At 55.3% G+C, this 23,706-nt stretch carries 25 protein-coding genes; 7 read left to right on the forward strand and 18 right to left on the reverse strand.

Annotation, left to right across the window (positions count from 1 at the left end):
* Positions 1 to 5: 5 nt before the first annotated feature.
* The 4 genes from frr to rpsB form a co-directional block, all read right to left on the reverse strand.
* Positions 6 to 563 carry a ribosome recycling factor gene (gene frr / locus AC222A_RS02055; protein WP_372747458.1) on the reverse strand — a complete coding sequence of 186 codons (558 nt, stop codon included), beginning with the start codon at positions 561 to 563 and terminating at the stop codon, positions 6 to 8.
* The gene (gene pyrH / locus AC222A_RS02060; protein ID WP_372747457.1) at positions 564 to 1,307 is read right to left on the reverse strand and encodes a UMP kinase; all 744 of its coding nucleotides are present in this window, start codon (positions 1,305 to 1,307) and stop codon (positions 564 to 566) included.
* 79 nt (positions 1,308 to 1,386) lie between these two features.
* A complete protein-coding gene (tsf, locus tag AC222A_RS02065; RefSeq protein ID WP_372747456.1) occupies positions 1,387 to 2,253 on the reverse strand; it encodes a translation elongation factor Ts in 867 nt (288 codons plus the stop codon).
* A 138-nt stretch (positions 2,254 to 2,391) separates the two neighbouring features.
* On the reverse strand, positions 2,392 to 3,135 hold the full coding sequence (rpsB, locus tag AC222A_RS02070; RefSeq protein WP_372747455.1) for a 30S ribosomal protein S2: 744 nt from the start codon (positions 3,133 to 3,135) through the stop codon (positions 2,392 to 2,394).
* Between the two features lie 326 nt (positions 3,136 to 3,461).
* On the opposite strand from rpsB, the gene map reads away from it, so the two are divergent.
* The 6 genes from map to dapD all read left to right on the forward strand — a co-directional run bounded on the left by map (position 3,462) and on the right by dapD (position 10,266).
* Positions 3,462 to 4,259, forward strand: a complete 798-nt coding sequence (gene map / locus AC222A_RS02075; protein ID WP_372747454.1) for a type I methionyl aminopeptidase — start codon at positions 3,462 to 3,464, stop codon at positions 4,257 to 4,259.
* Complete coding sequence (locus AC222A_RS02080; RefSeq protein WP_372747453.1) at positions 4,256 to 6,919, forward strand: [protein-PII] uridylyltransferase; 2,664 nt, start codon at positions 4,256 to 4,258, stop codon at positions 6,917 to 6,919. The genes map and AC222A_RS02080 overlap by 4 nt, the downstream gene beginning before the upstream one ends.
* Positions 6,916 to 8,103 (forward strand): succinyldiaminopimelate transaminase, encoded by a 1,188-nt coding sequence (dapC, locus tag AC222A_RS02085; RefSeq protein ID WP_372747452.1) that lies wholly within the window; start codon positions 6,916 to 6,918, stop codon positions 8,101 to 8,103. The genes AC222A_RS02080 and dapC overlap by 4 nt, the downstream gene beginning before the upstream one ends.
* Positions 8,104 to 8,120: 17 nt before the next feature.
* Positions 8,121 to 8,774 carry an endonuclease III gene (gene nth / locus AC222A_RS02090; protein ID WP_372747451.1) on the forward strand — a complete coding sequence of 218 codons (654 nt, stop codon included), beginning with the start codon at positions 8,121 to 8,123 and terminating at the stop codon, positions 8,772 to 8,774.
* Positions 8,775 to 8,874: 100 nt separating this feature from the next.
* Positions 8,875 to 9,219, forward strand: a complete 345-nt coding sequence (locus tag AC222A_RS02095) for an arsenate reductase (RefSeq protein WP_372798710.1) — start codon at positions 8,875 to 8,877, stop codon at positions 9,217 to 9,219.
* A gap of 12 nt (positions 9,220 to 9,231) precedes the next feature.
* The gene (dapD, locus tag AC222A_RS02100; protein ID WP_372747449.1) at positions 9,232 to 10,266 is read left to right on the forward strand and encodes a 2,3,4,5-tetrahydropyridine-2,6-dicarboxylate N-succinyltransferase; all 1,035 of its coding nucleotides are present in this window, start codon (positions 9,232 to 9,234) and stop codon (positions 10,264 to 10,266) included.
* A gap of 370 nt (positions 10,267 to 10,636) precedes the next feature.
* On the opposite strand, the gene AC222A_RS02105 is transcribed toward dapD, so the two are convergent.
* Together AC222A_RS02105 and AC222A_RS02110 are read right to left on the reverse strand one after the other, a co-directional pair.
* On the reverse strand, positions 10,637 to 10,816 hold the full coding sequence (locus AC222A_RS02105) for a hypothetical protein (RefSeq protein WP_372747448.1): 180 nt from the start codon (positions 10,814 to 10,816) through the stop codon (positions 10,637 to 10,639).
* A gap of 154 nt (positions 10,817 to 10,970) precedes the next feature.
* The gene (locus AC222A_RS02110; protein WP_486774590.1) at positions 10,971 to 12,578 is read right to left on the reverse strand and encodes a class I adenylate-forming enzyme family protein; all 1,608 of its coding nucleotides are present in this window, start codon (positions 12,576 to 12,578) and stop codon (positions 10,971 to 10,973) included.
* A gap of 193 nt (positions 12,579 to 12,771) precedes the next feature.
* Between AC222A_RS02110 and dapE the strand changes: the two genes are divergently transcribed.
* Positions 12,772 to 13,899, forward strand: a complete 1,128-nt coding sequence (gene dapE, locus AC222A_RS02115) for a succinyl-diaminopimelate desuccinylase (protein ID WP_486774593.1) — start codon at positions 12,772 to 12,774, stop codon at positions 13,897 to 13,899.
* A 3-nt stretch (positions 13,900 to 13,902) separates the two neighbouring features.
* On the opposite strand, the gene AC222A_RS02120 is transcribed toward dapE, so the two are convergent.
* The 12 genes from AC222A_RS02120 to AC222A_RS02175 form a co-directional block, all read right to left on the reverse strand.
* Complete coding sequence (locus tag AC222A_RS02120) at positions 13,903 to 14,700, reverse strand: class I SAM-dependent methyltransferase (RefSeq protein WP_372749137.1); 798 nt, start codon at positions 14,698 to 14,700, stop codon at positions 13,903 to 13,905.
* Entirely contained in the window at positions 14,663 to 15,376 is a 714-nt protein-coding gene (gene gspN, locus AC222A_RS02125; RefSeq protein WP_372749138.1) for a type II secretion system protein N, read from the reverse strand. Before gspN ends, AC222A_RS02120 begins: the two co-directional genes overlap by 38 nt.
* Positions 15,373 to 15,867, reverse strand: a complete 495-nt coding sequence (gene gspM / locus AC222A_RS02130; protein ID WP_372749139.1) for a type II secretion system protein GspM — start codon at positions 15,865 to 15,867, stop codon at positions 15,373 to 15,375. Before gspM ends, gspN begins: the two co-directional genes overlap by 4 nt.
* Complete coding sequence (gspL, locus tag AC222A_RS02135; protein ID WP_486774591.1) at positions 15,864 to 17,048, reverse strand: type II secretion system protein GspL; 1,185 nt, start codon at positions 17,046 to 17,048, stop codon at positions 15,864 to 15,866. Before gspL ends, gspM begins: the two co-directional genes overlap by 4 nt.
* Positions 17,045 to 18,019: a type II secretion system minor pseudopilin GspK gene (gene gspK / locus AC222A_RS02140; protein WP_372749141.1), complete on the reverse strand. Its 975-nt coding sequence runs from the start codon at positions 18,017 to 18,019 to the stop codon at positions 17,045 to 17,047. Before gspK ends, gspL begins: the two co-directional genes overlap by 4 nt.
* Entirely contained in the window at positions 18,006 to 18,635 is a 630-nt protein-coding gene (gene gspJ / locus AC222A_RS02145; protein ID WP_372749142.1) for a type II secretion system minor pseudopilin GspJ, read from the reverse strand. Before gspJ ends, gspK begins: the two co-directional genes overlap by 14 nt.
* Positions 18,632 to 18,988, reverse strand: coding sequence for a type II secretion system minor pseudopilin GspI (gene gspI, locus AC222A_RS02150; RefSeq protein ID WP_372749143.1), 357 nt, complete (start codon positions 18,986 to 18,988; stop codon positions 18,632 to 18,634). The genes gspJ and gspI overlap by 4 nt, the downstream gene beginning before the upstream one ends.
* Positions 18,985 to 19,488 (reverse strand): type II secretion system minor pseudopilin GspH, encoded by a 504-nt coding sequence (gene gspH, locus AC222A_RS02155; RefSeq protein WP_372749144.1) that lies wholly within the window; start codon positions 19,486 to 19,488, stop codon positions 18,985 to 18,987. Before gspH ends, gspI begins: the two co-directional genes overlap by 4 nt.
* Positions 19,469 to 19,891 carry a type II secretion system major pseudopilin GspG gene (gene gspG / locus AC222A_RS02160; RefSeq protein WP_372764460.1) on the reverse strand — a complete coding sequence of 141 codons (423 nt, stop codon included), beginning with the start codon at positions 19,889 to 19,891 and terminating at the stop codon, positions 19,469 to 19,471. The genes gspH and gspG overlap by 20 nt, the downstream gene beginning before the upstream one ends.
* 23 nt (positions 19,892 to 19,914) lie before the next feature.
* Positions 19,915 to 21,132 (reverse strand): type II secretion system inner membrane protein GspF, encoded by a 1,218-nt coding sequence (gene gspF / locus AC222A_RS02165; RefSeq protein WP_372750207.1) that lies wholly within the window; start codon positions 21,130 to 21,132, stop codon positions 19,915 to 19,917.
* Entirely contained in the window at positions 21,119 to 22,585 is a 1,467-nt protein-coding gene (gene gspE / locus AC222A_RS02170; protein ID WP_372750208.1) for a type II secretion system ATPase GspE, read from the reverse strand. Before gspE ends, gspF begins: the two co-directional genes overlap by 14 nt.
* 8 nt (positions 22,586 to 22,593) lie before the next feature.
* Positions 22,594 to 23,706: secretin N-terminal domain-containing protein (locus tag AC222A_RS02175; RefSeq protein ID WP_372810387.1), on the reverse strand; the 1,113-nt coding region annotated here is incomplete at its 5' end.

Raw genomic sequence — 23,706 nt, forward strand, 5'->3', positions numbered from 1 at the left:
AACCGTCAGATTTCCATCAGGTCTTTTTCTTTTTCCGCCAGCTCGCGGTCAATTTCAGCGATATACTTGTCGGTCAGTTTCTGGACATCATCGGCGGCGCGACGCTCCTCATCCTCACTGATGTCCTTATCTTTCTGCAACGCTTTGAGATCAGCCAGCGCATCGCGACGGATATTACGCACCGAGACACGCGCATTCTCAGCTTCTTGACGGGCCTGCTTGATGTAGCCCTTGCGTGTTTCTTCGGTCAACATCGGCATTGGAATGCGAATATTAGCCCCAGCCGTGCTTGGATTCAGACCCAGATCCGACTTCATGATCGCCTTTTCGATTTCCGGCACCATGTTCTTTTCCCAGGGAATCACCGACAGCGTACGCGCGTCCTCAACATTGATGTTGGCCACCTGACTCAGTGGCGCATCAGACCCATAATAGGAGACCTTGATGGAGTCCAAAATGCTCGGGTGAGCGCGCCCGGTGCGAATCTTGTTGAAATTCGTTCCCAGTACGTCCACGGATTTACTCATGCGCTCAGCGGCGTCTTCTTTGATTTCGTTAATCACTTACTGTTCTCCTGACGATTCAGATACCAGCGTACCTTCTGTTCCGCCCACTACAATACTTAACAGCGCGCCTTTTTGCTCCATCGCAAAAACGCGCAGTGGCATACTGTGGTCGCGGCACAGACAGATCGCCGTCAGATCCATCACTTCCAGTTTTTTATCGAGCACCTCGTCATAACTAAGGCGATCGTATTTTACTGCATTGGGGTCTTTCATCGGATCAGCACTGTAGACACCGTCAACCTTGGTTGCCTTCAGTACCAGATTGGCTTCCATCTCAATACCGCGCAGACAGGCTGCGGAATCGGTCGTAAAGAAGGGGTTGCCCGTACCGGCTGAAAAAATCACCACCTCGCCGCGCTCCAACGAGCGAATGGCTTTGCGGCGGTCATAGTGATCTACCACACCACTCATAGGAATGGCCGACATGACACGGGATTTGATATTGCTGCGCTCCAGCGCGTCTCGCAATGCTAGCCCGTTCATGACGGTGGCCAGCATGCCCATGTGATCCCCAGTTACCCGGTCCAGGCCCGCGGCGTTCAATGCTGCACCCCGAAACAGGTTGCCGCCACCAACGACCAGGCCAACCTGCACGCCAATACCGACCAGCTGGCCAATCTCCAGCGCCATGCGATCCAGAACTTTGGGGTCAATACCAAAACCCATCTCGCCCATGAGCGCTTCGCCGCTCAGTTTCAACAATATACGCTTGTACTTTTTGTCGCGGTTTTGACTGCCCATAACCATCCGGCCCCGTTGTAAATTGCGCGTATTGTAATACGAAAATGGGGCCCGAAGGCCCCATTTTTTGGGAGAGGAATCAGCCTTTTAGCTGTGCGGCTACTTCTGCCGCAAAATCCACTTCCTCTTTTTCGATACCCTCACCTACTTCCAGGCGGACAAAACCGAGAATATCGGCGCCGGCGCCTTTAAGCAGCTTACCAACCGTTGTGTCAGGATCTTTTACAAAGGCTTGCTCAGTCAGGCTGTTTTCAGCCAGGAACTTACGAATACGGCCTTCGATCATTTTCTCAATGATTTCCGGCGGCTTGCCGCTTTCCTGGGCTTGCGCGGTGTAGATCTCACGCTCTTTCTCGATCATATCGGCAGGCATGTCGTCGGGCTTGGCAACCTGAGGGTTAACCGCCGCCACGTGCATGGCTACATCGCGCGCCACTTCAACGTCACCGCCTTTCAGCGCAACCAGTACGCCAATACGGTTGTTAGAGTGAACATAGCTGCCTACCGCACCACCTTCAGCTGTTACCACATTGATGCGACGAACAGAGATGTTCTCACCGATTTTCTGAACCAGTGCCTCACGGGCAGTTTCCAGCTCGCCAGCCATCAAGGCAGCAACGTCGTCCTGCTTGGTTTCAAAGGCTTTCTCAACAACCTTGCTCACAAATCCCATGAAGTTGTCGTCACGCGCAACAAAGTCGGTCTCGCTGTTAACTTCAACCAGCACACCGTAAGAACCGTCTTCCGCCACTTTGGCTGCAACCACACCATCAGCCGCAGTACGACCTGCTTTTTTGGCGGCTTTCATGCCACTGGACTTGCGCAGCTCTTCAATCGCCAGTTCGATATCACCACCGGCTTCTACCAGTGCCTTTTTACATTCCATCATGCCGAGCCCTGTGCGCTCGCGCAGTTCCTTAACCATGCTTGCAGATACTGCAGCCATTTGAAATTCCTCCGGAAATTGGCCCGACCATGCCGAGCCCGTTAGTCAAATGCGTTTCAGACGCTGAAGTTGCAGGCCCGCCCCACTAATGAGTGCTTACAAAAAAGGGGCCGCAGCCCCTTTGGCCTGCGCTACCGATCAGGCTTGATCGGCGTCGTCAGCCTGTACTTCGACAAATTCGTCTTTGGCAGATACGCCGCCATCAGAGCGAGTCGAGGCAATCGCATCCGCAATCGCAGTGGTGTACAGCTTGATAGCGCGGATCGCGTCATCGTTGCCCGGAATTACGTAGTCAACACCTTCCGGATCACTGTTGGTATCCACAATGCCTATAACGGGGATACCCAGCTTGTTAGCTTCCTGAATCGCGATGCGCTCGTGATCAACGTCGATAACGAACAGAGCATCGGGCAGACCGCCCATATCTTTGATACCACCAATGGAGCGCTCAAGCTTTTCCATGTCGCGGCGACGCATCAGGGCTTCTTTTTTGGTCAGCTTGTCAAAGGTGCCGTCAGCCTGTTGGGCTTCCAGGTCACGCAGACGCTTGATTGACTGGCGAATAGTCTTGTAGTTGGTGAGCATACCACCCAGCCAGCGGTGGCTGACAAATGGCATGCCGGCACGCTGTGCCTGCTCAGCAATGATTTTGCCGGCAGCGCGTTTGGTGCCAACAAACAGAATCTTGTTGCGGTTACCAGCCAGCTCGACAATCTTATCCAGGGCTTCGTTAAACGCCGGAACAGTGTGCTCAAGGTTAATGATATGGATCTTATTACGGGCACCAAAGATATAAGGTGCCATTTTGGGGTTCCAGAAGCGGGTTTGGTGACCGAAGTGGACACCAGCCTGCAGCATATCGCGCATGCTTACATGTGACATCAGATTTTCCTTTTACGGGTTCTTGCTTGCGCATCTCCCATGACCCAACCCGGCAGCCTTCACTTCACACGAAGTGGCTGGCGAGCACCCGGGATCATGTGCCGAGACACGGGCGGCGTTAAGGTTAATTCCCCGACAAATGCGCCCTTTAAAAGCGGTGTCCCCGTCGGGGGCGCGTTTTATACCACAACTACCGATCAAACTAAAGCAAAAAGCCGCTGCAGATACCCTGTGAAACATCGCCTGTTCGCCGCCCTTGGTTTACAATGGCCCCCCTTTGAGCCTGCGGTTTATGCAGGGCAGACAAGGGAATCCAGCGCCAGTCTATGAATGTCAGCATCAAAACCCCTGAAGAAGTCCAGAAAATGCGGATCGCCGGGCGTCTCGCAGCCGATGTCCTCGAAATGATAGAGGAATACATCAAACCCGGCGTGACCACCGACGAACTGAACACAATCTGCCACAATTATATTGTGGACGTTCAGGATGCCATTCCTGCTCCGCTGAATTACAACGGCTTTCCAAAATCCATATGCACCTCGCCCAACGAGGTGATCTGCCATGGCATTCCAAACAATAAACCACTGAAAAATGGTGACATTCTCAATATCGACGTCACTGTCATAAAGGATGGCTGGCACGGTGATACCAACCGCATGTACTACGTGGGTGAGGTCCCCGAACACGCCCAGCGCCTGTGCCGAGTGGCTCAGGAATGCCTCTACCAGGCCATTCGCCTGGTCAAGCCGGGCGCACGCCTGAGCGATATCGGCACGATCATCGCCAAACACGCTCACGCCAATCACTATTCAGTGGTAGAGGAATACTGCGGTCACGGTATTGGCCGCGGCTTCCACGAAGACCCGCAGGTACTGCACTACGGCAATGGCTACACTGCCCGCAATGATCTGGTACTCAAAGAAGGCATGACCTTTACTATCGAGCCCATGATCAACGCAGGCAAGAAGCACACCAAACTCAATATGAAAGATGGCTGGACCGTAACCACCAAAGACCGCCGCCCTTCCGCCCAGTGGGAACACACCATGGCGGTCACCGCCGACGGAGTCGAGGTGCTTACCGCACGCAGCGACGAAACCGAATTTCGGAGAAACTGGTCTTGAGCACACTTGCCACCGAAGCACAGGCCCTTGGCGAACCCAAAGATCGCATTGCACTATTTCGCAACTACCTACAGAACCACCGCGAACAATTGGATAAGCGTTTTGAGGCCAAAGACAATATCCGCGACATCGTAAAAGGTCGGGCTAACGCCGTTGACGAAGTATTGCGGGCCGCCTGGTCGCTTTACCCCTGGAATGAAGATATCGCGCTGATCGCCGTAGGCGGTTACGGCCGAGGTGAACTGCACCCCTATTCAGATGTAGACCTGCTGATCCTGCTGGAAAACAGCAACAGCGAAGATTACCGGGATTCACTGGAATCCTTTATTGCCCTGTTGTGGGATCTGAATCTGGATATCGGCCACAGTGTCCGCAGTATCCGCCAGTGCGTACGAACTGCCAGCGAAGATATCACCGTTGCCACTAACATCATGGAATCGCGCACCCTGGCCGGCAACAGCGCTTTGTTAGAGCAATTGCTGACACAGACTGCCCCTGACAAAATCTGGTCAAGCCGTGATTTCTTCCGCGCCAAGTGGGACGAGCAGATAGCCCGCCACCGCAAATTTGCCAACTCCGAATACAACCTCGAACCCAATGTTAAAAGCTGCCTCGGTGGCCTGCGCGATATCCAGATGATTGGCTGGATTGCCAAGCGCCACTATGGCGTCGACTCCCTCGCCGAATTGCTGCCACTGGGCTTCCTGCGAGAAGAAGACCTGTCACTGCTGCGCCGCGGCCAGGATTTCCTGTGGCAGATTCGCTATGCCTTGCACGTACTCAGTGGCCGCGAGGAAGACCGCCTGCTCTTTGACCACCAACGCACAATGGCACGGATGTTCGGCTACGAAGACGACGACGCCCGGCTCGCGGTCGAACAGTTCATGCAGCGTTACTACCGCTGGGCACTGGCGCTGGGTGAATTGAACGACCTGATGATCCAGCACTTCGACGAAGCCATCCTTCGGGCCTGCGAAGCCGAAACCATTCTCGAGCTGAACCCGCGTTTTCGAGTGCGCAATGGTCACATCGAAGTAACCAACAAGAATGTCTTCAAAAAAACACCATCGGCACTGATGGAAATTTTTGTCTTGATGGCGCAAAACGATGCGATCGATGGCGTTCGCGCGGCCACCATCCGGCTGATTCGCGACCATCGCGACCTGGTCGACGACAAATTTCGCGCCGACCCACGGGTACGCCGCTTTTTCATGGAAATACTGCGTTCGCGCACCAAGGTAGCACTCACCCTGCGCCGCATGATGCGTTTTGGCATCCTCGGTAAATACCTGCCCGAATTCGGCCAGATTATCGGCCAGATGCAACACGACCTGTTCCACATCTACTCGGTAGATGCCCACACCATGGAACTGGTTAAGAACCTGCGTCGCTTTACCTACCCTGATAATGAAGAAAAATTTCCGGTCGCCTCGCGCATTGTGCGGCGCATGGATAAACCGGAGCTGCTGTACCTGGCGGGGCTCTATCACGATATTGCCAAGGGTCGGGGTGGTGATCACTCGTCACTTGGCGCCGTGGACGCACGTAACTTCTGCGAAAACCACGGACTGTCCAATCGCGACACCAACCTGGTGTGCTGGCTGGTAGAAAAGCATCTGTTCATGTCTGCCACCGCCCAACGCAAGGACATATCGGATCCGGAAGTGATCCGCGACTTTTCTTTGGAAGTTGGCGACCAGGTACGCCTGGATTATCTCTATGCACTGACGGTGGCCGATATCAATGCCACCAACCCCACATTGTGGAACTCATGGCGTGCTTCACTACTGCGCCAACTCTACGCCGAAACCAAACGCGCCTTGCGGCGCGGTCTGGAAAACGTGATCGATAAGCAGGATTGGATTGTCGACACTCAGCGCGAAGCCCTCAAACGGCTCGAAGACCACGGCTTTGAGGAAGAAGAAGTACAAGCCATCTGGAAAGATCGCGGCGAAGACTACTTTCTGCGCGAGCGCTCAGACGATGTGGTTTGGCACACGCGCGCCATTGCCCGCCACCACGATATGAGCAAGCCACTGATCCTGGTCAAGAAAAGCAGCAACGTTGACCTTGAAGGCGCTACCCAGATTTTCGTTCACACGCTAGAGCACGACAATCTGTTTGCCGTGGTAGCCAGTACCATGGAACAGCTTGACCTCAACATTGTCGACGCCCGAATCTACAGTTCCACTTCCGGCTACTCTCTCGATACTTTCTATGTACTTGACGCTGACGGTAAACCCATCAGCGACGACGAAGAGCGCTGCCAAGCTATCGTCGATGGGCTGCGCCAACAGATTGAGCAACCCGATCGCTTCCCTGAATTTATGAGCAAGCGCACTCCCCGGCAGATGCGCCTCTTCTCAACCCCTACCCGCACCACGATGGCCACTGACATCAACAAAGGGTGTTCGGTGCTGGAAGTTATCACGCCCGACCGCCCCGGCCTGCTGGCACGCATTGGGCGAATTTTCTACGACTACGATATCAAACTGCAGAACGCCAAAATTGCCACCCTCGGTGAGCGAGTTGAAGACGTTTTTTTCATCACCAACAAAAAACAGAAACCGATCAAAGATCCGGAGCTCTGTGAAAAGATCCAGCGCGCCATCTGCAAAGAGCTGGATGAACAAGCCTCAGCGGAACCACGTTTTTCATGAATCCCGAACTGCAAAGACTGCAACCCTACCCCTTTGAGAAACTGCGCGAGCTTTTCAGCGGTGTAGAAACACCTGACAAGCCACATATCGCGCTGTCAATCGGCGAACCCAAGCACGCATCACCAGCATTTGTGGTAGATCGCCTGGCTCAGGAACTGTCTCGCCTAGCGAATTACCCCAACACCAAAGGTCTGCCCGAGCTACGCCAGAGCATTGCCCACTGGGCAACACGCCGTTTCGCGCTTGAGGGGCTTGATGCCGAAAAACAGGTGCTACCAGTCAATGGCACGCGCGAAGCCCTCTTTGCTTTCGCCCAGGCAGTTATTGACCGTCGCGGCCAGCCACTGGTGATCAGCCCCAACCCCTTCTACCAGATTTATGAAGGTGCCGCGTATCTGGCAGGCGCAGAGCCCCTGTTTCTGCCTTGTGGCGAGAACACCCAGTTTCTACCTGATTTCACTCAGGTTACCGAGGAACAGTGGCGGCGCTGCCAACTGCTGTACCTGTGCACCCCCGGCAACCCGACCGGGGCCACGCTCAGTATCGAACAATTACAAGCATTGATCGGGCTAGCCGATGAACACGATTTTGTGATTGCGAGCGATGAGTGTTACTCCGAAATCTACCCGGATGAAAGCAACCCGCCTGCCGGACTGCTGCAAGCCGCTGCCGCAATGGGTCGTCATGACTATCAGCGCTGTGTCGTTTTCCACTCACTGTCGAAACGGTCGAACCTGCCCGGACTTCGATCGGGTTTTGTCGCGGGCGATGCCGACATCCTCGCCGCCTTTTTGCAATACCGCACCTACCACGGCTGTGCGATGCCAGTGCAACACCAGATTGCCAGTATTCAAGCCTGGAATGACGAAACCCATGTGGTGGAAAACCGCCGGCTTTATCGCAACAAATTCAAGGCTGTCAGCGACATCTTGGCACCAGTGCTGAGATTCGAACAACCTGACGGCGCATTTTATCTTTGGCCTGAAACACCGCTTGATGATCAGGCGTTCGCCCGTGGCCTTTACCAGCAACAGCATGTCACTGTGCTGCCCGGCAGTTTTCTCAGCCGCGAGGTCAACGGCAATAATCCCGGTAAGAACCGGGTGCGCATGGCGCTGGTCGCGGAGCCCGAAGAATGCACAGAAGCCGCCCACCGCATCCGCCGCTTTATTGAATCGCTTTAAGTTGACCCTCCCACACTATGCTGAAAAAAGAACGCGCTGCCTATATTCTTCAGCGGCTGCAGGAACTCTACCCTGAGCCGCCGATTCCCCTCGATCACACTGATCCCTATACGCTGCTGGTGGCAGTGTTACTGTCGGCCCAGTGCACCGATGAGCGGGTCAATCAGGTAACCCCTGCACTGTTTGCACTGGCAGACAACCCTTTCGATATGGCGCAACAATCTGTCGACGACATTCGCGCCATTATTCGCCCCTGTGGTCTGTCGCCACAGAAGTCCAAAGCCATCCAGCGGCTATCCGAAATTCTGGTAGCAAAATACAATGGCGACGTGCCGGACAATCTCGAGGCACTGGAAGAACTACCGGGCGTTGGCCATAAAACCGCCAGCGTTGTTATGTCCCAAGCGTTTGGCGTGCCCGCATTCCCTGTCGACACCCACATTCACCGGTTGGCACAGCGCTGGGGACTGACATCCGGAAAGAGCGTGGTTCAAACCGAACGTGATCTGAAAAAACTCTTTCCGAGAGAAAGCTGGAACGCATTACATCTGCAGATTATTTATTACGGCCGGGAATACTGCCCTGCTCGGGGCTGCCACGGCCTGGTGTGCGAGATCTGTACAACCTGCTACCCGAAACGCAAAAACCCGGTGATTACGCAGAAGGCCTGATTTCCAGCCGCTTCGGCAGTCCCTCCACTGCTGCCAGCACCGTGAACTCGCCGGCCCAATCTGCTATTCTTCGCCCCCCAAAAAAGCAATCTTCGACCCCATGATCAAACTTTACGGCATCAAAAACTGCGACACCGTACGAAAGGCCCGCAAATGGCTGGAGCAGCAAGGCATTGAGCACAGCTTCACCGACTACCGGGACGACCCGGTCAGCAAAAGTGAACTGGAAAGCTGGTACGACGTAGTCGGCGACAAACTGCTGAATAAACGCAGTACATCCTGGAAACAACTCAGTGAAGCCGAGCGCAGCGCCAGTGACAAGCCCGCCATCGTCGCGCTGCTGGCCCAGCACCCCACCCTGATCAAGCGCCCGGTGCTGGTCAACGGGAACACCGTTCATGTCGGCTTTGCCGACAAGGATTATCAACAGTTAACCGCAAACTAAACAGGTAGACCTATGACATCCTCTCTTTTCAGTGTTGGCATCGGCGTCGGCACACACAACAGCAAAGGCGAATGGCTGGAAGTTTTCTACCCTAAGCCGCTGCTTACTCCTTCTGCAGAAGTCACCGGCGTACTTGTCGACGCGCTGGCTTTCAGCGGCGGCAACCATGCCATCAGTCTCGATCCTGCGCGCATGATTGCCCTGTCGGAAACCCTAAAAGGAGTAGACGACGAGCTTTCTGCCTTGTGTGCGAAGCTGTCCAACAGCACGCAACCGTTGGTGGCCACTATCCTTAGCACCGACGAAGCGCCGAGTTCTGTGCCAGAGGTTTACCTGAAACTGCACCTGCTGTCGCATCGACTCGCCAAACCTCATACTCTCAAGCTGGACGGCATGTTTGGCGTACTGCCCAATGTTGCCTGGACCAACCAGGGCGCTGTAGCTATCGACGAACTGAATGACAAGCAGCTCGAGGCGCGTCTGAAGGGTGAGTTGCTGGAAGTCATGTCGGTCGATAAGTTTCCGAAAATGGCCAATTATGTGGTGCCCGCCGGTGTCCGTGTCGCTCACACTGCCCGCGTTCGCCTCGGCGCCTACCTCGGTGAAGGCACCACCATCATGCACGAAGGTTTCGTCAACTTTAATGCCGGCACCGAAGGCCCGGGCATGGTCGAAGGCCGTATCTCTGCAGGCGTGGTTCTGGGCAGCGGTTCAGACCTCGGCGGTGGCGCCTCCACCATGGGTACGCTGTCAGGCGGCAATAACGTGATCATTTCGGTTGGCAAAGAATGCCTGATAGGCGCCAACGCGGGCGTGGGCATCCCTCTGGGAGACCGCTGCACAATCGAAGCTGGTCTGTATGTCACCGCCGGTTCCGTCGTGACCATGCTGGACGACAAGGGGCAAGCTGTTAAAAGTGTTAAAGCCCGTGATCTGGCCGGTCAATCGGATCTGCTGTTCCGCCGCAATTCCAAAACTGGCGCCATTGAAGCACTGACCAATAAATCTGCGATCGAACTGAACGAGGCGCTGCACGCGCACAATTGATCGCTTGCCCCCTCTTTTGACCAGTCAATAAAGGGGGGGCTGCCGTTTCTGGCATGCTGTTCATAGCCGAGCAATTTGGCGGTTCAGTAAATCTGCCCTCACTCACTGTGCCTCCCGCTGTAACCTTCAATGGCAAAGGCTTGTGAGATAACTCACAGGGAAATTGTCGCCATTACGCCACAGGGCGAAAAACCGGCTGGAAATATGGTCGGTCAGTAAGCGCTAAAGGGATTGGCATCACCAACATCAGACTGGATTTTATCCAGCATCAACAAGGTGTTAGTGATTCGAGGACGCGTGAGAACAGCAACGTTGAAGGACGTCAGGAACGTTGCTGTAGTAAAACAGTGTCGGGGTTGGGCGACGATGATCAATCAAGTACGTGTAGGCTGCCCACTTTCACCACGCGATTGGGTTGATAGTTCGGTGAAGACAAGCGGTCTATCTGCCCACCTTGCGCGAGAAAGGCATCGACCTGTTGTTCAATTTCGCGGCGCAACTGCTCGTGCGCGGTTTCCTGATGACGAATGGCCATTGCACGATCAAACATACGAGAGCTCCTCTGTGTGTGAGTGGCACAATCGTAGAATTTCGCGATGACAATAATGCGACGAGAAAATGAATATGATGTGAAGGCCCTTGCCGGTAGCAAAACCCACCGGCAAGGGTTCCCATTAGATGCCAATTCGATCAAACACGCTTGATCAAACAGCAGGCATTGCGTCGGCCATCTCCCTCAGTTTGTTCTTAGCAACTTTGTCCAATGTGGCACGCGGAAATTCGTCGACAAAGTACACCGCGCGCGGCACTTTGAAATCCGCCAGGTTGGTCTTGCAGTGATCGATTATCTGCGCTGCGAAGGCTTCATTGTCTTCCGGCGCGCCCATCCCCTTGATCACGAAAGCTACTGGCACCATGTCGAGCATATCGTGGGCCTTGGCGACGACCGCAATTTCGCCGATGCCTCCCACCTGCATGCAGGTTTCTTCAACCTGACGAGCCGACACATTTTCACCGCCAACCTTGAGCGCATCCTTGTCGCGATCACAAAAATAGAAATGACCTTCGTCGCCCACTTTGACCATGTCACCGGTTTTGAACCAGCCATTATCGGTAAAGACCTTGGCGTTGGCTTCAGGATTGTTGTAGTACTCAAGGAAGAGTTGTATACCACGGGTGCCATGTACCCACAGCTCGCCAATTTCGTCTTTTTCACAAAGCTTTCCCGTATCCGGGTTCACCACCGCAAAACGATAGCCCGGCGTAGGCTTGCCAATGGAACCCTGCGGCCAAACCTGATTGAAATCGGACCGGGTGGCGTGAATGACCGTTTCCGTCATACCCCAGCAGGCGAGAATATCCATATTCAGCCATCCTTTAATTTCGTTCCAGATAATACCCAACGCACCCACCTTGATGGTGTGCTCCGGAACCGGTTGCGCCGCAATCGCCTTGAACACAAAGGGAATCAGGGAAACGTGAGTGACTTTGTGCTTGTTCACTACCTCCCAGAATCGGCTGGACGAAAATTTCGGTTGAAGTACTACCGTCCCACCACAACCCAAGGTACTCCAGAACGCCCAGCTCTGGGCATTTACATGGAAAAATGGCAGGTAAGCCAGATAGGTATCGTCGCCCGTCATATTCAGGTTAAGCGGCCCCGTGCGGCCTGCCCACAAGGCATTAGCGTGGGTATGGACCACGGCTTTGGGCAGCGACGTGGTGCCGGAAGTAAACATGATACCGGCAGGCAACATCGGTTCGGCTGGCCGAACGGGCAGATCTTGGGCTTGTCCAAACAGTGCCTCAAAGGATTCCAGACCGTGGCTGTCAGTGCCGGGCTCCGGTGCTTCACCTGCATTGTCGGCAGTCACAGCAATCCACTTCACACCTTTGGCGTTGTCGCGAATCTGCTCAACAAATTTGGGCTGGGTGATCGCTGCCACAGCCCCCGTATGGCTGGCAAAATACTCTATTTCGCCGCCCACGCTGCGCGTATTCGTGGTTACGGCCACTGCACCGAGCTTGGCGCAGGCATACCAGGCTAGCACCATTTCCGGACAGTTCTCAGCGTGTATCAACACCTTATCGCCTTTGGCCACTCCTTTCGCATGTAGCCCAGCGGCAAGCGCCGAGGTATCTTCATCAAACTGTTTGTAGGTCCAGGTTTTATCGTTTCCCGATACCGGCTCCCACACGAAAAAAGGGTGATCCGGCTTATGGGTTGCCCAATGGCGCAGCAGCTGGGGAATATCCTGATCGGCAAAATCGTAGTGTGCGGCGGCGCTAGCCACGTCGAAATCGATGCTCATGGGGTCCTCGTCAGCTGCCTGAGTTGAAAAGAAAGCCATGGTAGCCAAGCGCCAGCCCTGTAACCATGACGATTCTTGTCAAATTCCGCGCGGGCTTGAGCGCTAATGTCACTAGAGTCAGCGGTTAGCCCGCAGAGTCTGATAAAATGCCGGCAATTCACAGTAAGGTAGCCCCATGTCCACTTCGTCAGACTTGTCCCCCACGCTTGCATTGACCCTTGAACTGATCCGCCGCGAGTCGGTCACACCGGAAGACGCTGGTTGTCAGGCACTGATGATGGAGCGCCTGCGCGCAATCGGATTCCATTGCGAATCGGTTGACTTTGGCGAGGTCAAAAACTTCTGGGCAGTACGTGGCGACAGCGGGCCGCTGTTTTGCTTTGCAGGGCACACCGATGTGGTACCCACCGGCCCGGCTGCACAGTGGCAGCATCCCCCTTTTGCCCCCATCATTAAAGACGACTACGTTTATGGGCGCGGCGCCGCTGATATGAAAGGCAGCCTGGCTGCCATGGTCACCGCCTGTGAGGACTTTGTAGCGGCCAACCCTGAACACAACGGCCGCATCGCTTTTCTCATTACCAGCGATGAAGAAGGCCCTGCAGTCAACGGCACGGTAAAGGTGGTGGAATGGCTGCAGCAACGCGGCGAAAAAATCGATTACTGTTTGGTGGGAGAGCCGTCCTCCACTGACCGCGTTGGCGATATCATCAAAAATGGCCGCCGCGGTTCGCTGGGCTGCAAAATGACCGTGCGCGGCATTCAGGGTCACGTGGCTTATCCCCATCTGGCGAAGAACCCGGTTCATTTGGCCGCACCCGCACTGGCCGAACTGGCGGCCACAGAATGGGATCAGGGCAACGACCATTTTCCCGCCACCAGCTTCCAGATTTCGAACATCCAGGCTGGGACTGGCGCAACTAACGTGATTCCGGGCACCCTGGAAGTGATTTTCAACTTCCGTTTTTCCACTGAAACCACCGATCAGGATCTGAGACAACGCACTGAAGCCATCCTGGCCCGGCACGGCCTGGACGTGGAGCTCGAGTGGAATCTCAGCGGCCAGCCCTTTCTTACCGCCGAGGGCGAACTGGTCAGCGCGACTGTCGCAGCCATCGAAGCCGTTACCGGCTACCCTGGCAAACTCTCCACCGCCGGTGGCACCTCAGATGGTCGCTTCATTGCACCGACTGGCAGCCAGGTCGTTGAGCTCGGTCCGGTAAACGCCACCATTCACAAGGTAGACGAATGCGCCCGCGCCTCAGATATCGAAGCCTTAAGCGAGATTTATCGGGGAATACTGGAAAATCTGGTCAGATAATTTTCAGGGAAGGTATTTCAGGCTTTTCAGTGGATAAACATCGAACCGCACGGCTTTGCCCTTAATCGCAAAGCCGGGCTCTGGGCCTGCCAGCGGTGCCGCCTTAAGCGCGCGCTTTACGACCACGCGGTATTCAGCACACTCAAGGGCTGTGGCGAGCAACTCACTGCCATCGCCGCCATGCCCCATAAGCTGCTGGAACAGCTGCATATCTTTCTTCGCCAGCGCCGATTTACCTGATGCCGCAAACATCGGATCAAGGTAGATTACCTGCGCTTTTCCTTGCGCCGCTAGTGACCCAAGGAAATCTTCTGCCCTTGCCGGATACAGGGTCACCGCTTGAGCTACCGCAGTAAACCGAGGGTCTTCCCGCAGCCTGCGCAATGCATCACCCAGCAGCGCAACCACTACCGGATGAGATTCAATCATACTGACTACACTGCCGCGTCCCAGTAACACCGACGTATCGCGACCAAAACCTGCGGTCGCATCAACCACGGCGGGTTTAAAACTGGCGCCGCCGGCAACAGCTTTCCACAGCAGTTCCGGCCCTTGGCGACGCTGACTGAGGGCAGCAACAAAATCAACAGCAACCGGCTTTTCCTTGCCGAAAAACCGGCCCAGCGCGAGCTGCCCCGATTGCCAGTGTAAACACAGACCGCTAGCGTCGGCAGCAAGCTGGTCAACTGCAACACAGGGAATCGCCAAAGTGCGGGCGATGTCACTTACAGCCTGGGAGGGAGGTTCGTGACAGACAATCGCCTCAGGAGCGGAAGCGAATCTGGAAGCTGCGTCCGTCACGGGGTTGTCCAAGAAAATCGGTGAACAGGTCAAACAGAGGGCCTTGCGGGGGTTGAGCTGTCATATCCACCTGATAGCGGCCATTGGGTGTGATGGTTGCAGAACCCGATAGCCGCAGCGTGTTTTCGGGCAATACAGTGACGACCAGATTACCATTGGCGCAGCTAAGCGTCGCAGCTACCTCCGATAGCTGGGCAAAATCCTCGCCGTTAAAATCACTCAGCGTCAGCGTTCCGTCCAGCTCCTCGCAGCGCTCCCGTACCAGTTTCGCCTGATGCACGACGACATCGACTAACGCATCCACTCCGACACCAGGCAAGCCGAGAATTTGCAGCAGCGCTTCCAAACGCGTGGTTGAGTGACCCTCAGCAAGCACTAGGGTATCGCCGCCGCCTCCCACCTTGGCTTTGAGCGGTAGTGGTTTGCCGATAACAATGCTCAGTGGCGTACCGGACAATAATCCAGCCAGCGCCGGACGAGCCTCGAGATCAGCCAAGCGCAGCGGGCCAATCTGTAGCCAGTCGAGCTTCACTCCCAGGACAGACCCGCTCAGTGGCGAGTGACTGATATTGGGTGGCAGGGTCACAAAGCGCTCGAGCAGCGCTGCGGGAAATGTCACCGGCAAGGTTACCAGCAAGGCAACAACGTATATCAGGATTGCACGTTTGATCGTCACGCCGCCGACTCCAGCGTCATCCGAACGGAGACCTGCCCCGGCTGAGGCAACTGCCCCATGGTCAGTGATTCGATTGATAGCCCCTGCTGCTGTAACTGATCCACAAAGCGCAAAAAGTTTTTGTAATCCGCTGTGGTAAAAAACACGTTGTAGCGACGATCGCCACTGGGTTCGATCCGCGACACAGACAGCCCCAAACTAGCCGCGCTGCGAGTAATCACCTGCTCGGGCGAGCCAGCAATGCGATTTCCCGATGCCCGCCCGGCCTTGCGATAGGCTTCTATCTGAGCCGCCGCACCGTGCATCCATTCAAGCGTTTGACGTTTGGCCTCAAAACGGCGCGCCTCGTCGGCTCGCCAGTCCAGCAGTGGCTGCCAGATGAGGGCCCAGACCAGCAAGGGAATAGCAACCGCGACGCCGCCAAACACAATCTGCCGCTCCCGTGCTGTGCGCTGACTGAGTTTCCAGTCAATATCTCGCCATTGCATCATTGGGGCTCCCGCGAAATTATCAATTGCCCGCTCACCATCTCACCATTCTGACGAAAGGTTCCGCGCCCCACATCCAGTTCTTGCTCCTGCAATCGGGTGGTAAAGCCATCGATGGCAGCGTAATTACTCGCGTCGATAGCCAGTCGCAAATTTCGGCTCTGATTCTGGTAGACCAATTGCGTCACCGAAATCTCTGCCTGGCCTTCAAAGGCCTGGGCCACTGGCGTGAGCAAGGGTAACAGGCCGTTGCCGCTGCCAGTACCTTCCAGCGCGTTTAACTGACTTTTCATCTGGCTACGCGCATTTACGACGCGATTGGCGCCGGGAAACGTTTTCCGGTAGACCTCATCCGCCGCCATATCAAAACGATCCGCCTGCTGCCCATATTGCATGGCACTGACCGCCAGCAAAATCCAGTGCAGTAGCAGTACCGCAGCTGCCGCCAGCGCGGGCCAACGCACCATACGCAACGCATCGCCAACCGGATCGTGCAGGGCATACGCCCCCTGGCACAAACTGTTGGCCGGTGCCGCAAAATTTTTCGCGATCGCTTCGAGAACCGTCTTTGCGTGTGACGGTGCCGCATTCTTCACCGCCGGCGTTGCATCCACCACCTGATACAGACGCAGGCTGGAGTCTTCTGACGCATCGCCGTTTTGCAATGCATGCCAAGGCAAAAACAACGACGTTTCCAGCGTTGCGCCCCGATGTTTGATACGAGCAAGCACGCGGTTTTCGTCCTGCACCACGCAGTTATCCTGCAGCGCAGCATAATCAGGCATGACAGTCGCAACCCGCAATCCGCTGTTCTGCAACCAGCTATGCCAGTGGGCCATGCGCTCGTGATTTACCACCCAAACCTCGCACGGTACGTTAGCGCGTATGCGTTCATGGGCAAGGTGCACTTCGCCCAGATCAACACTGAGCTTTTCTTCTATCTGATAGGGCAACGCCGATTGCGCCGCGGCACCAGCAACAGGTAGCGTTACTTGCAGTTGAACCACATCTTCGCCCGGCACCAACACATGGCAAGGTGTTTGACGAGTATGCGCTTTGAGTTTTTCCAACTCAGCAAGCGCACCGAGCTGGCCCTGCTCTCTGGCACGACCAGTCTCGGTGTCCCACAGCAGCCATTCACCATCATCCGGGGCTCGCAGGTTGAGCAACAATACGGCGCTCAAAACAATTCTCCATAGCGGCGTGACAAGACACGCGATTTTTTATCTTGCACTTCCATCAGTGATTGCAGGCTGAATTGGGTGTCATAATATAAAACGTTAATTGTGGCACGAAAGAAGGTGGACTGCACAGCCAGCTTGTCCCGGTAATCCTCTGGTAGAGTTTTCCCCGCCAGCGCGGGATCTTCGAGAAACTGAGCAACGCTCTCCCAGCCCTGCTCCGGGCGCTGCTGCAATAGCTGTGTCGCCGCTTCCTCACTGAGCACACCATTCAACAGGATCACCAGTAAGGGTGCCTGTTCAGGCTTTAAGGTATTAATATTGATTTTCGTAGCCGTTTCCGGAACCACACACAGCAGGTTAGACAGTGCATCGAGCTCTTCAGGCTTCAACTGCACCAGAAGATTTAACTCGCTGACCGCCGCCATCAATCCGTTGGCCGACTGAAATGCCAGATCCCGGTCACTGTAATCCAGATCTTCGGCACCATAGAGCCCATTGACCTGAAAATCGGCGTCTAGCCAATCCTGTATGCGATCTCGCAACTGCATGGCCCGCACCGCATCAAACCCGAGGCTGGCCAACAACGCCGTAAACTGCTTTTCGTAGACAGTTTCTGCCGGTGGCGCTTCACCGGGGTTGCGAACCACCAGCAAGTTATTCAGGTTGAAGCAGGCCTGTGCATCAACAACACGTCCCTGTAGCACGCCTCCCTCGATGGGAAATACCGCATCTTCGGTGGCCCAGGGCTGCGCGAGGTGCACCGGCTTGTCTTTTTCGATCTGTTCCAACAGTGCCCGCGCCAACTGCTCACCGCCGACACTGTACCAGTAGGCCTGGCCGTTCTGCCGCTGGTTATCCAAGCGTTTTACATTGAATCGCAATTGTTCGTTGATCTGAACCGCGATAATCGACAGTACTGAAATAATCAGCAGAACAAAAATAAGGGCGGCGCCACGTTCACGGGGATACATTGCCACCCCCCGCTACCAAGGCCAGCAATTCCACCACGCCCCATTGCCGCGTTTCGATGCGTAGCGAAACCGCGCGCGGCAACGCTACCGGGCTGGTGTTCAATCCCGTGCTCTCCGGGGGCCACTGCCGCTCCCACTTGCCCTCATTGAGAAAGCCGAAATTGATCGCCTCAATGTTGTCCAGCAAAGCCTGCTTGCGCCACTCGGTATTGGCGGCGGGATCTGGCACCGCAGCGCTGTAGCGAATCAACTTGTTCTCTTCGATAGCATAGCGAATGCGCTCCAGCGAACTGGCAAATTGTTCACCCGGCAGCAACCGCCGGCCATCGCGAGTAAACTCCAGTAGAAACTGATCACCCTCGGCAAAACTCAGCAAGGGTGCCAATTGCTTCTCACCATACTGGTCGCGACCGACCCGGTTTAACATCTGCTCAAGGTCGCGCCGCACCAGTGTTAACGACAAGCCAAGATCTTCCAGGCTACGACTGCTCTGCTTGAGGTGCTTCTGATTTTCCAGGGAGCTGCCCAACAAGGTACTGGCCAGAATTGCCAGCACCGCCATGATGGCAATGGCGATCAATAATTCGATCAGGGTTAAGCCGCTCTGTCGCTTCACAACCCACCTTGCCCGCTAAACGCGCTCAGGCTCGCCAGTGGAGCATCTTCTGGATCATCCCTTACATCCAGATCAAGCCGCACAATTTGCGGCGTATCCGTCTTGTTAACATTCAGCTCCCAATGAAACTCGAATGGCCCTTGTATGGCGGTGCCGGAGTCATTGGCAATACGTCCCTCCAGCTGAATTAACACCATCTGATTATGGGCAAGCAGTGAGGCAAACTGGCGTCGTGCCAGTTCATCCACATGGCGCGCGCCACCACCAATTACCTTGGCCAACGATACCGCGCCAAGCGCAAATAGCAGCAACGCCACCATGATTTCCAAGAGGGTAAAGCCGCGCTGCCTCATTGCTCCTCCGGCGCCAGCGACAGGCTGTCATCCAGACTGACTTCAAGACCTTCTGGCCCGCGAATAATCAGCGTAAACGGGGATACCTGACCATCGTTAGTGAACACAATCTGCGGGGTTTCATAATCTTGTGAAAGATCGAGCAGTTGCTTGGATTGCTTAAGAAACATGGGGTGTCTGGATGCCGCTTGCTGCAGGTTTACAAGCCGGTCATCAACCAGAATCTCCCAGCCCTCCACCGAGCGTTTTACCAGCTGCGGTTCACCTTCGCGCCACAACACACCGTGGGTAGTGCCGGTAAACACAGCTTCCTGCCGGGCATAACGAAAGAAAGCCGTCATCCTTTCCGCCATCTGGCGCAACTCACGTTGACTGTTATCTGTGGGCAGGGTCAGCACTGCAACGGTGCTTAGCAATCCAATAATCAACACAACCAGCAATATTTCGAGCAGGGTCAGCCCGCGCTGGTAACGTGGCGTATTACCAGTTGCCGATATCACTAGCCAGACCTTCTCCGCCTTCGTCTCCATCGGCGCCTGTGGAGTACAGGTCATAGGGGCCGTGTTCGCCCGGTTGCAGGTACTGATACTGATTGCCCCACGGGTCCTGCGGCAAGCGCTTGATATAACCGTCGCTGCGATAGTTACGCGGCTCGGGCGAGGACGTGGGCTTATTAACCAGTGAATCCAGCCCCTGGTCTGTCGTCGGATAAGTGTGATTGTCCAGCTTGTACATATCCAGTGCCTGCTCGAGCATGGCGATATCGGCTTTGGCTTTTTCTACCATCGCGCGATCCTGGTTCTGCAGCACATTGGGCGCAACGATCGACACCAGCAATCCAAGAATGACAATCACCACCATGATTTCCAGCAGGGTAAAACCCGCTTGTCTGCGGCTTTTCAAAACGCTACTCACAATACACCTCTCTAAAATCCGGACAGATTATTCAATTGCAGTATGGGCATAAGAATGGCCAGCACAATCGATACGACAACCAGACCCATGCCGACGATCAGCAGAGGCTCAAGCAAGCTGGTCATGATACTGACCTGCGCCTCAACCTCACGCGCGAGATTGTCCGCTGAGCGACGTACCATCGTATCGAGCTCGCCGCTCTGTTCGCCGCTGGTAATCATATAAACCGCCATCGGCGGCAATTCATTCATTTGCTGTAGCGCAAAACTGAAGCTTTTGCCCTCGCGGACATCATTTGCCACCTGGGCCATTCCCTCCTGCAGATGCAGGTTGTTCAGGGTGCCCAAGCCGACCTTGATGGCTTCAATCAGCGATACACCACTGGCCAGCAAGATTCCCAGGGTGTGCAGCATACGAGCCGAGTCCACCGCCAGAATCACGTCGCCGACTATCGGCACCCGCAACAGGCGCTTGTGAAAACGCCGGCGCCGGCTTTCATCGCGCAGCCACCAGCGACCGGCCATAAACAGCAGACCGAGCAGAATCAGAAAGTGCACCCAGTATGCCGCCATGCCCTCACTGATACTGATCAGCACGCGTGTCAACAACGGCAGGGTCTGACCATAGTGATCGAACTGCGCTACCACTTTAGGCACCACGTAGACCATCAGCACACCAATAACCAGCACCGCCACCACGGTCAGTGCCAATGGATAAACCATTGCCTGCACCACCGTAGACCGCAGCTGCTGGGCGTTTTCGGTATAGTCCGCCAGCTGATCAAGTACCTGCCCCAGATCACCCGACTGTTCACCAGAGGCCACCAATGAGCGGTACACAGGGTTAAATACCCGCGGGAAATCACGCAAACCATCGGCAAGCGTATGCCCTTCCAAAACCCGGCTGCGCAAACTCATTACAACCGACTGCAGTCGGCGGTGCCGGGTTTGACGCGCGGTGGCGTGGAGAGCTTCTTCAAGCGGGATGCCAGACTGTACCAGGGTGGCAAGGTGGCGGGTAAACAACGATAGGTCTTTGACACCAATACCCTGAAACAGGGAAAACCCTTCAGCTTTACCTGATTGCTTTTTCCTCGATTCGCTGACCTCGACCGGTATCAGCTGCTTTTCGCGCAGCTGCTGTCGGGCCAAACGGTCGGAGTCTGCCTCAAGAATGCCTCGCTGACGCTTGCCATTGGCGTCGAGGGCTACGTAATCAAACGCCGGCATCAGCGGTATCCTCGCGGACGCTGCGCAGTACCTCGTCGATACTGGTGGCGCCTTCCAGCACCAGGCGGCGTCCCTCGCCTAACAGTCGAGTCATGTGGCCCTTAGCGGCGTCGACAATGGCCTGTTCACCAGCGCCATTGTGAATCAGCTCACTGACCTTACGATCAATGACCAAGAGTTCATAGATGCCGCTGCGACCACGATAACCGGTGTGATGACATTCCTCGCAGCCCTTGGCCAGGTAGGCGGTGCTGCCTGCCAATGACCGATCGCCCAGCAGTGCCGCTTCTGCTTCATCCATCGGGTGCGGCTCGCGGCAGGTGCTGCACAATTTGCGCACCAGTCGCTGGGCAAGAATGCCTTTCAGGCTGGAAGAAATCAGATAGGGCTCTACCCCGATATCTACCAGCCGGGTAATGGCGCCAACAGCATTGTTGGTATGCAGGGTAGATAACACCAAGTGACCGGTTAAACTGGCCTGCACCGCAATTTCTGCGGTTTCACCGTCGCGAATTTCGCCCACCATGACCACGTCCGGATCCTGCCGCAATATTGCGCGCAGACCCCGCGCAAAGGTCATACCGACCTTGCTGTTCACCTGGGTCTGGCCAATACCATCTACGGCGTATTCGATAGGGTCTTCTACCGTAAGGATGTTTCGCACGCGATCATTGAGCAGGGTCAAACCGGCATAGAGCGTAGTGGTTTTACCCGAGCCCGTGGGGCCGGTAACCAGAATGATACCGTTGGGGTTTTTCAACAGCTGAGTAAAGCGATCAAGTGTGCCCTTGGGCATACCGAGATGCGTCAGATCAATGCGAGCTGCCTGTTTATCCAGCAGGCGCATAACCACTCGCTCACCATAACTTGAAGGGATGGTGGAGATTCGCACATCCACCGACCGCCCGGCAATTTTCAGCGAAACCCGACCATCCTGAGGCACCCGCTTTTCAGCAATATCAAGCTTAGCCATAACCTTGATACGCGATACCAGCAGCGGTGCCAATCGACGATTGGGGCTGAGCACTTCCTGCAAAATGCCGTCTACCCGCAGCCGCACCGACATGGTCTTTTCGTAAGTTTCGATATGAATGTCTGACGCGCCCAGCTTCAGGGCCTCGGCAAACAATGCATTGATGAGCCGGATAACCGGTGCGTCATCCTGAGACTCCAGCAGGTCCTGTGATTCGGGAATTTCTTCAATCAGCTTGTCGAGATCAACCTCGTTGCTGATATCACCAATCGCTTCCATTCCGGCAGCACCGGACTGCTGCTGATAATTGGCATTGATCTTCTCGGCCAGAATAGCCGATTCACACAGCTCTACCGCCAGCTCTTTGCCAACCGCTCGCCGCACTTCGGCCAAAGCCTCCGGCGGCGTATCTCTGCAGTAGAGCAAGGTGCTTTCATTTAAAAGCACCTGATTCTTGCGCGCGTAGGAGTAGGAAAGCATACGCGTCCTTAATCCTCGGGCATGTCGTTAGGATCAACCTCGGCCTCAAGCTCCGGCAACATGCCCGCCGGTGAGGGATCAAGCCCAGTCCACACCGGCAATACCGGCGCTTTGGCGGCCGGGAACAGATTGATGCCTCCATCGTGCATCAGTATCTGCTGTGCGCGGATATAGTTGTACTTCTCGCTCGACAGGCCACGGAGGGTTTCCGAGTCTCGTATGATAGTCGGGCGAATAAACACCATCAGGTTACGTTTGACCTTCTGGGTTCGATCCGCACGGAACAGACGACCAATAATAGGCATATCTCCCAGAATCGGCACCTTCTCCGTCGACTCCTGAATGTCATCATCAATCAGACCACCGAGCACAATAGTCTGCGCATCATTGACTAGCACAGTGGTGGCAATGGTCCGTTTGTCGGTAATGATGTCTGAAGCTGACAGTCCGCTGAGGGAGGAAACTTCCTGCTCCAAGCTCAGCTGTACTGCATCCCCTTCATTGATCTGGGGCGTTACAGTCAGCTTGATACCGATTTCCTGACGGGTGATGGTCTGAAAGGGGTTATTGTTATTGGAGCTGGCAGTCGACCCGGTAATCACCGGTACTTCGCTACCCACCAGGATTGACGCTTCCTGGTTATCGAGGGTAAGCAGGCTCGGCGTCGACAGAATATTGGATTCGGTATCGCTGGCCAGTGCTGTCATCAGCGCGCCGAAACTGAAACTGTTTTCACGAATTTTGCCGACGCCCAAAGAGACCCCTTGCAAGCTGCCCAGTACTGAGCCGAGCGCATCGCCACCGGCACTTGCCGCACCAGCCACATTGAAAATGCCTGCAGGTGTTGTGGAACCGAAATTAATACCACCAATCGGCGCCGTGCCATTCGGGTCTCCACGGAACAGCCACTGCACACCCAGCTCTTTCGCGCGGCGATCTGTCAGTTCAATAATGATGGCTTCAACCAACACCTGCGCCCGACGAATATCCAAACTGGAAATCACATCCGCGAGATTACGGATAATATGGGGGCTACCAGACAACACCACGGAGTTAGTCTGCTCGTGGGCTTCAATATTGATGTTGCTCTTGCTGACCGCCTCACGCTCGCCTTCCTGCTT

Source organism: Litorivivens sp., from assembly GCF_057445395.1.

Coding starts and splice junctions, on each gene's coding strand:
- pyrH (WP_372747457.1), bottom strand. CDS start 1,307: ATGGGCAGTCAAAACCGCGACAAAAAGTACAAGCGTATATTGTTGAAA.
- tsf (WP_372747456.1), bottom strand. CDS start 2,253: ATGGCTGCAGTATCTGCAAGCATGGTTAAGGAACTGCGCGAGCGCACA.
- rpsB (WP_372747455.1), bottom strand. CDS start 3,135: ATGTCACATGTAAGCATGCGCGATATGCTGCAGGCTGGTGTCCACTTC.
- map (WP_372747454.1), top strand. CDS start 3,462: ATGAATGTCAGCATCAAAACCCCTGAAGAAGTCCAGAAAATGCGGATC.
- dapC (WP_372747452.1), top strand. CDS start 6,916: ATGAATCCCGAACTGCAAAGACTGCAACCCTACCCCTTTGAGAAACTG.
- nth (WP_372747451.1), top strand. CDS start 8,121: ATGCTGAAAAAAGAACGCGCTGCCTATATTCTTCAGCGGCTGCAGGAA.
- AC222A_RS02095 (WP_372798710.1), top strand. CDS start 8,875: ATGATCAAACTTTACGGCATCAAAAACTGCGACACCGTACGAAAGGCC.
- dapD (WP_372747449.1), top strand. CDS start 9,232: ATGACATCCTCTCTTTTCAGTGTTGGCATCGGCGTCGGCACACACAAC.
- AC222A_RS02105 (WP_372747448.1), bottom strand. CDS start 10,816: ATGTTTGATCGTGCAATGGCCATTCGTCATCAGGAAACCGCGCACGAG.
- AC222A_RS02110 (WP_486774590.1), bottom strand. CDS start 12,578: ATGAGCATCGATTTCGACGTGGCTAGCGCCGCCGCACACTACGATTTT.
- gspM (WP_372749139.1), bottom strand. CDS start 15,867: ATGATGCAATGGCGAGATATTGACTGGAAACTCAGTCAGCGCACAGCA.
- gspK (WP_372749141.1), bottom strand. CDS start 18,019: ATGTATCCCCGTGAACGTGGCGCCGCCCTTATTTTTGTTCTGCTGATT.
- gspI (WP_372749143.1), bottom strand. CDS start 18,988: ATGAGGCAGCGCGGCTTTACCCTCTTGGAAATCATGGTGGCGTTGCTG.
- gspF (WP_372750207.1), bottom strand. CDS start 21,132: ATGCCGGCGTTTGATTACGTAGCCCTCGACGCCAATGGCAAGCGTCAG.
- gspE (WP_372750208.1), bottom strand. CDS start 22,585: ATGCTTTCCTACTCCTACGCGCGCAAGAATCAGGTGCTTTTAAATGAA.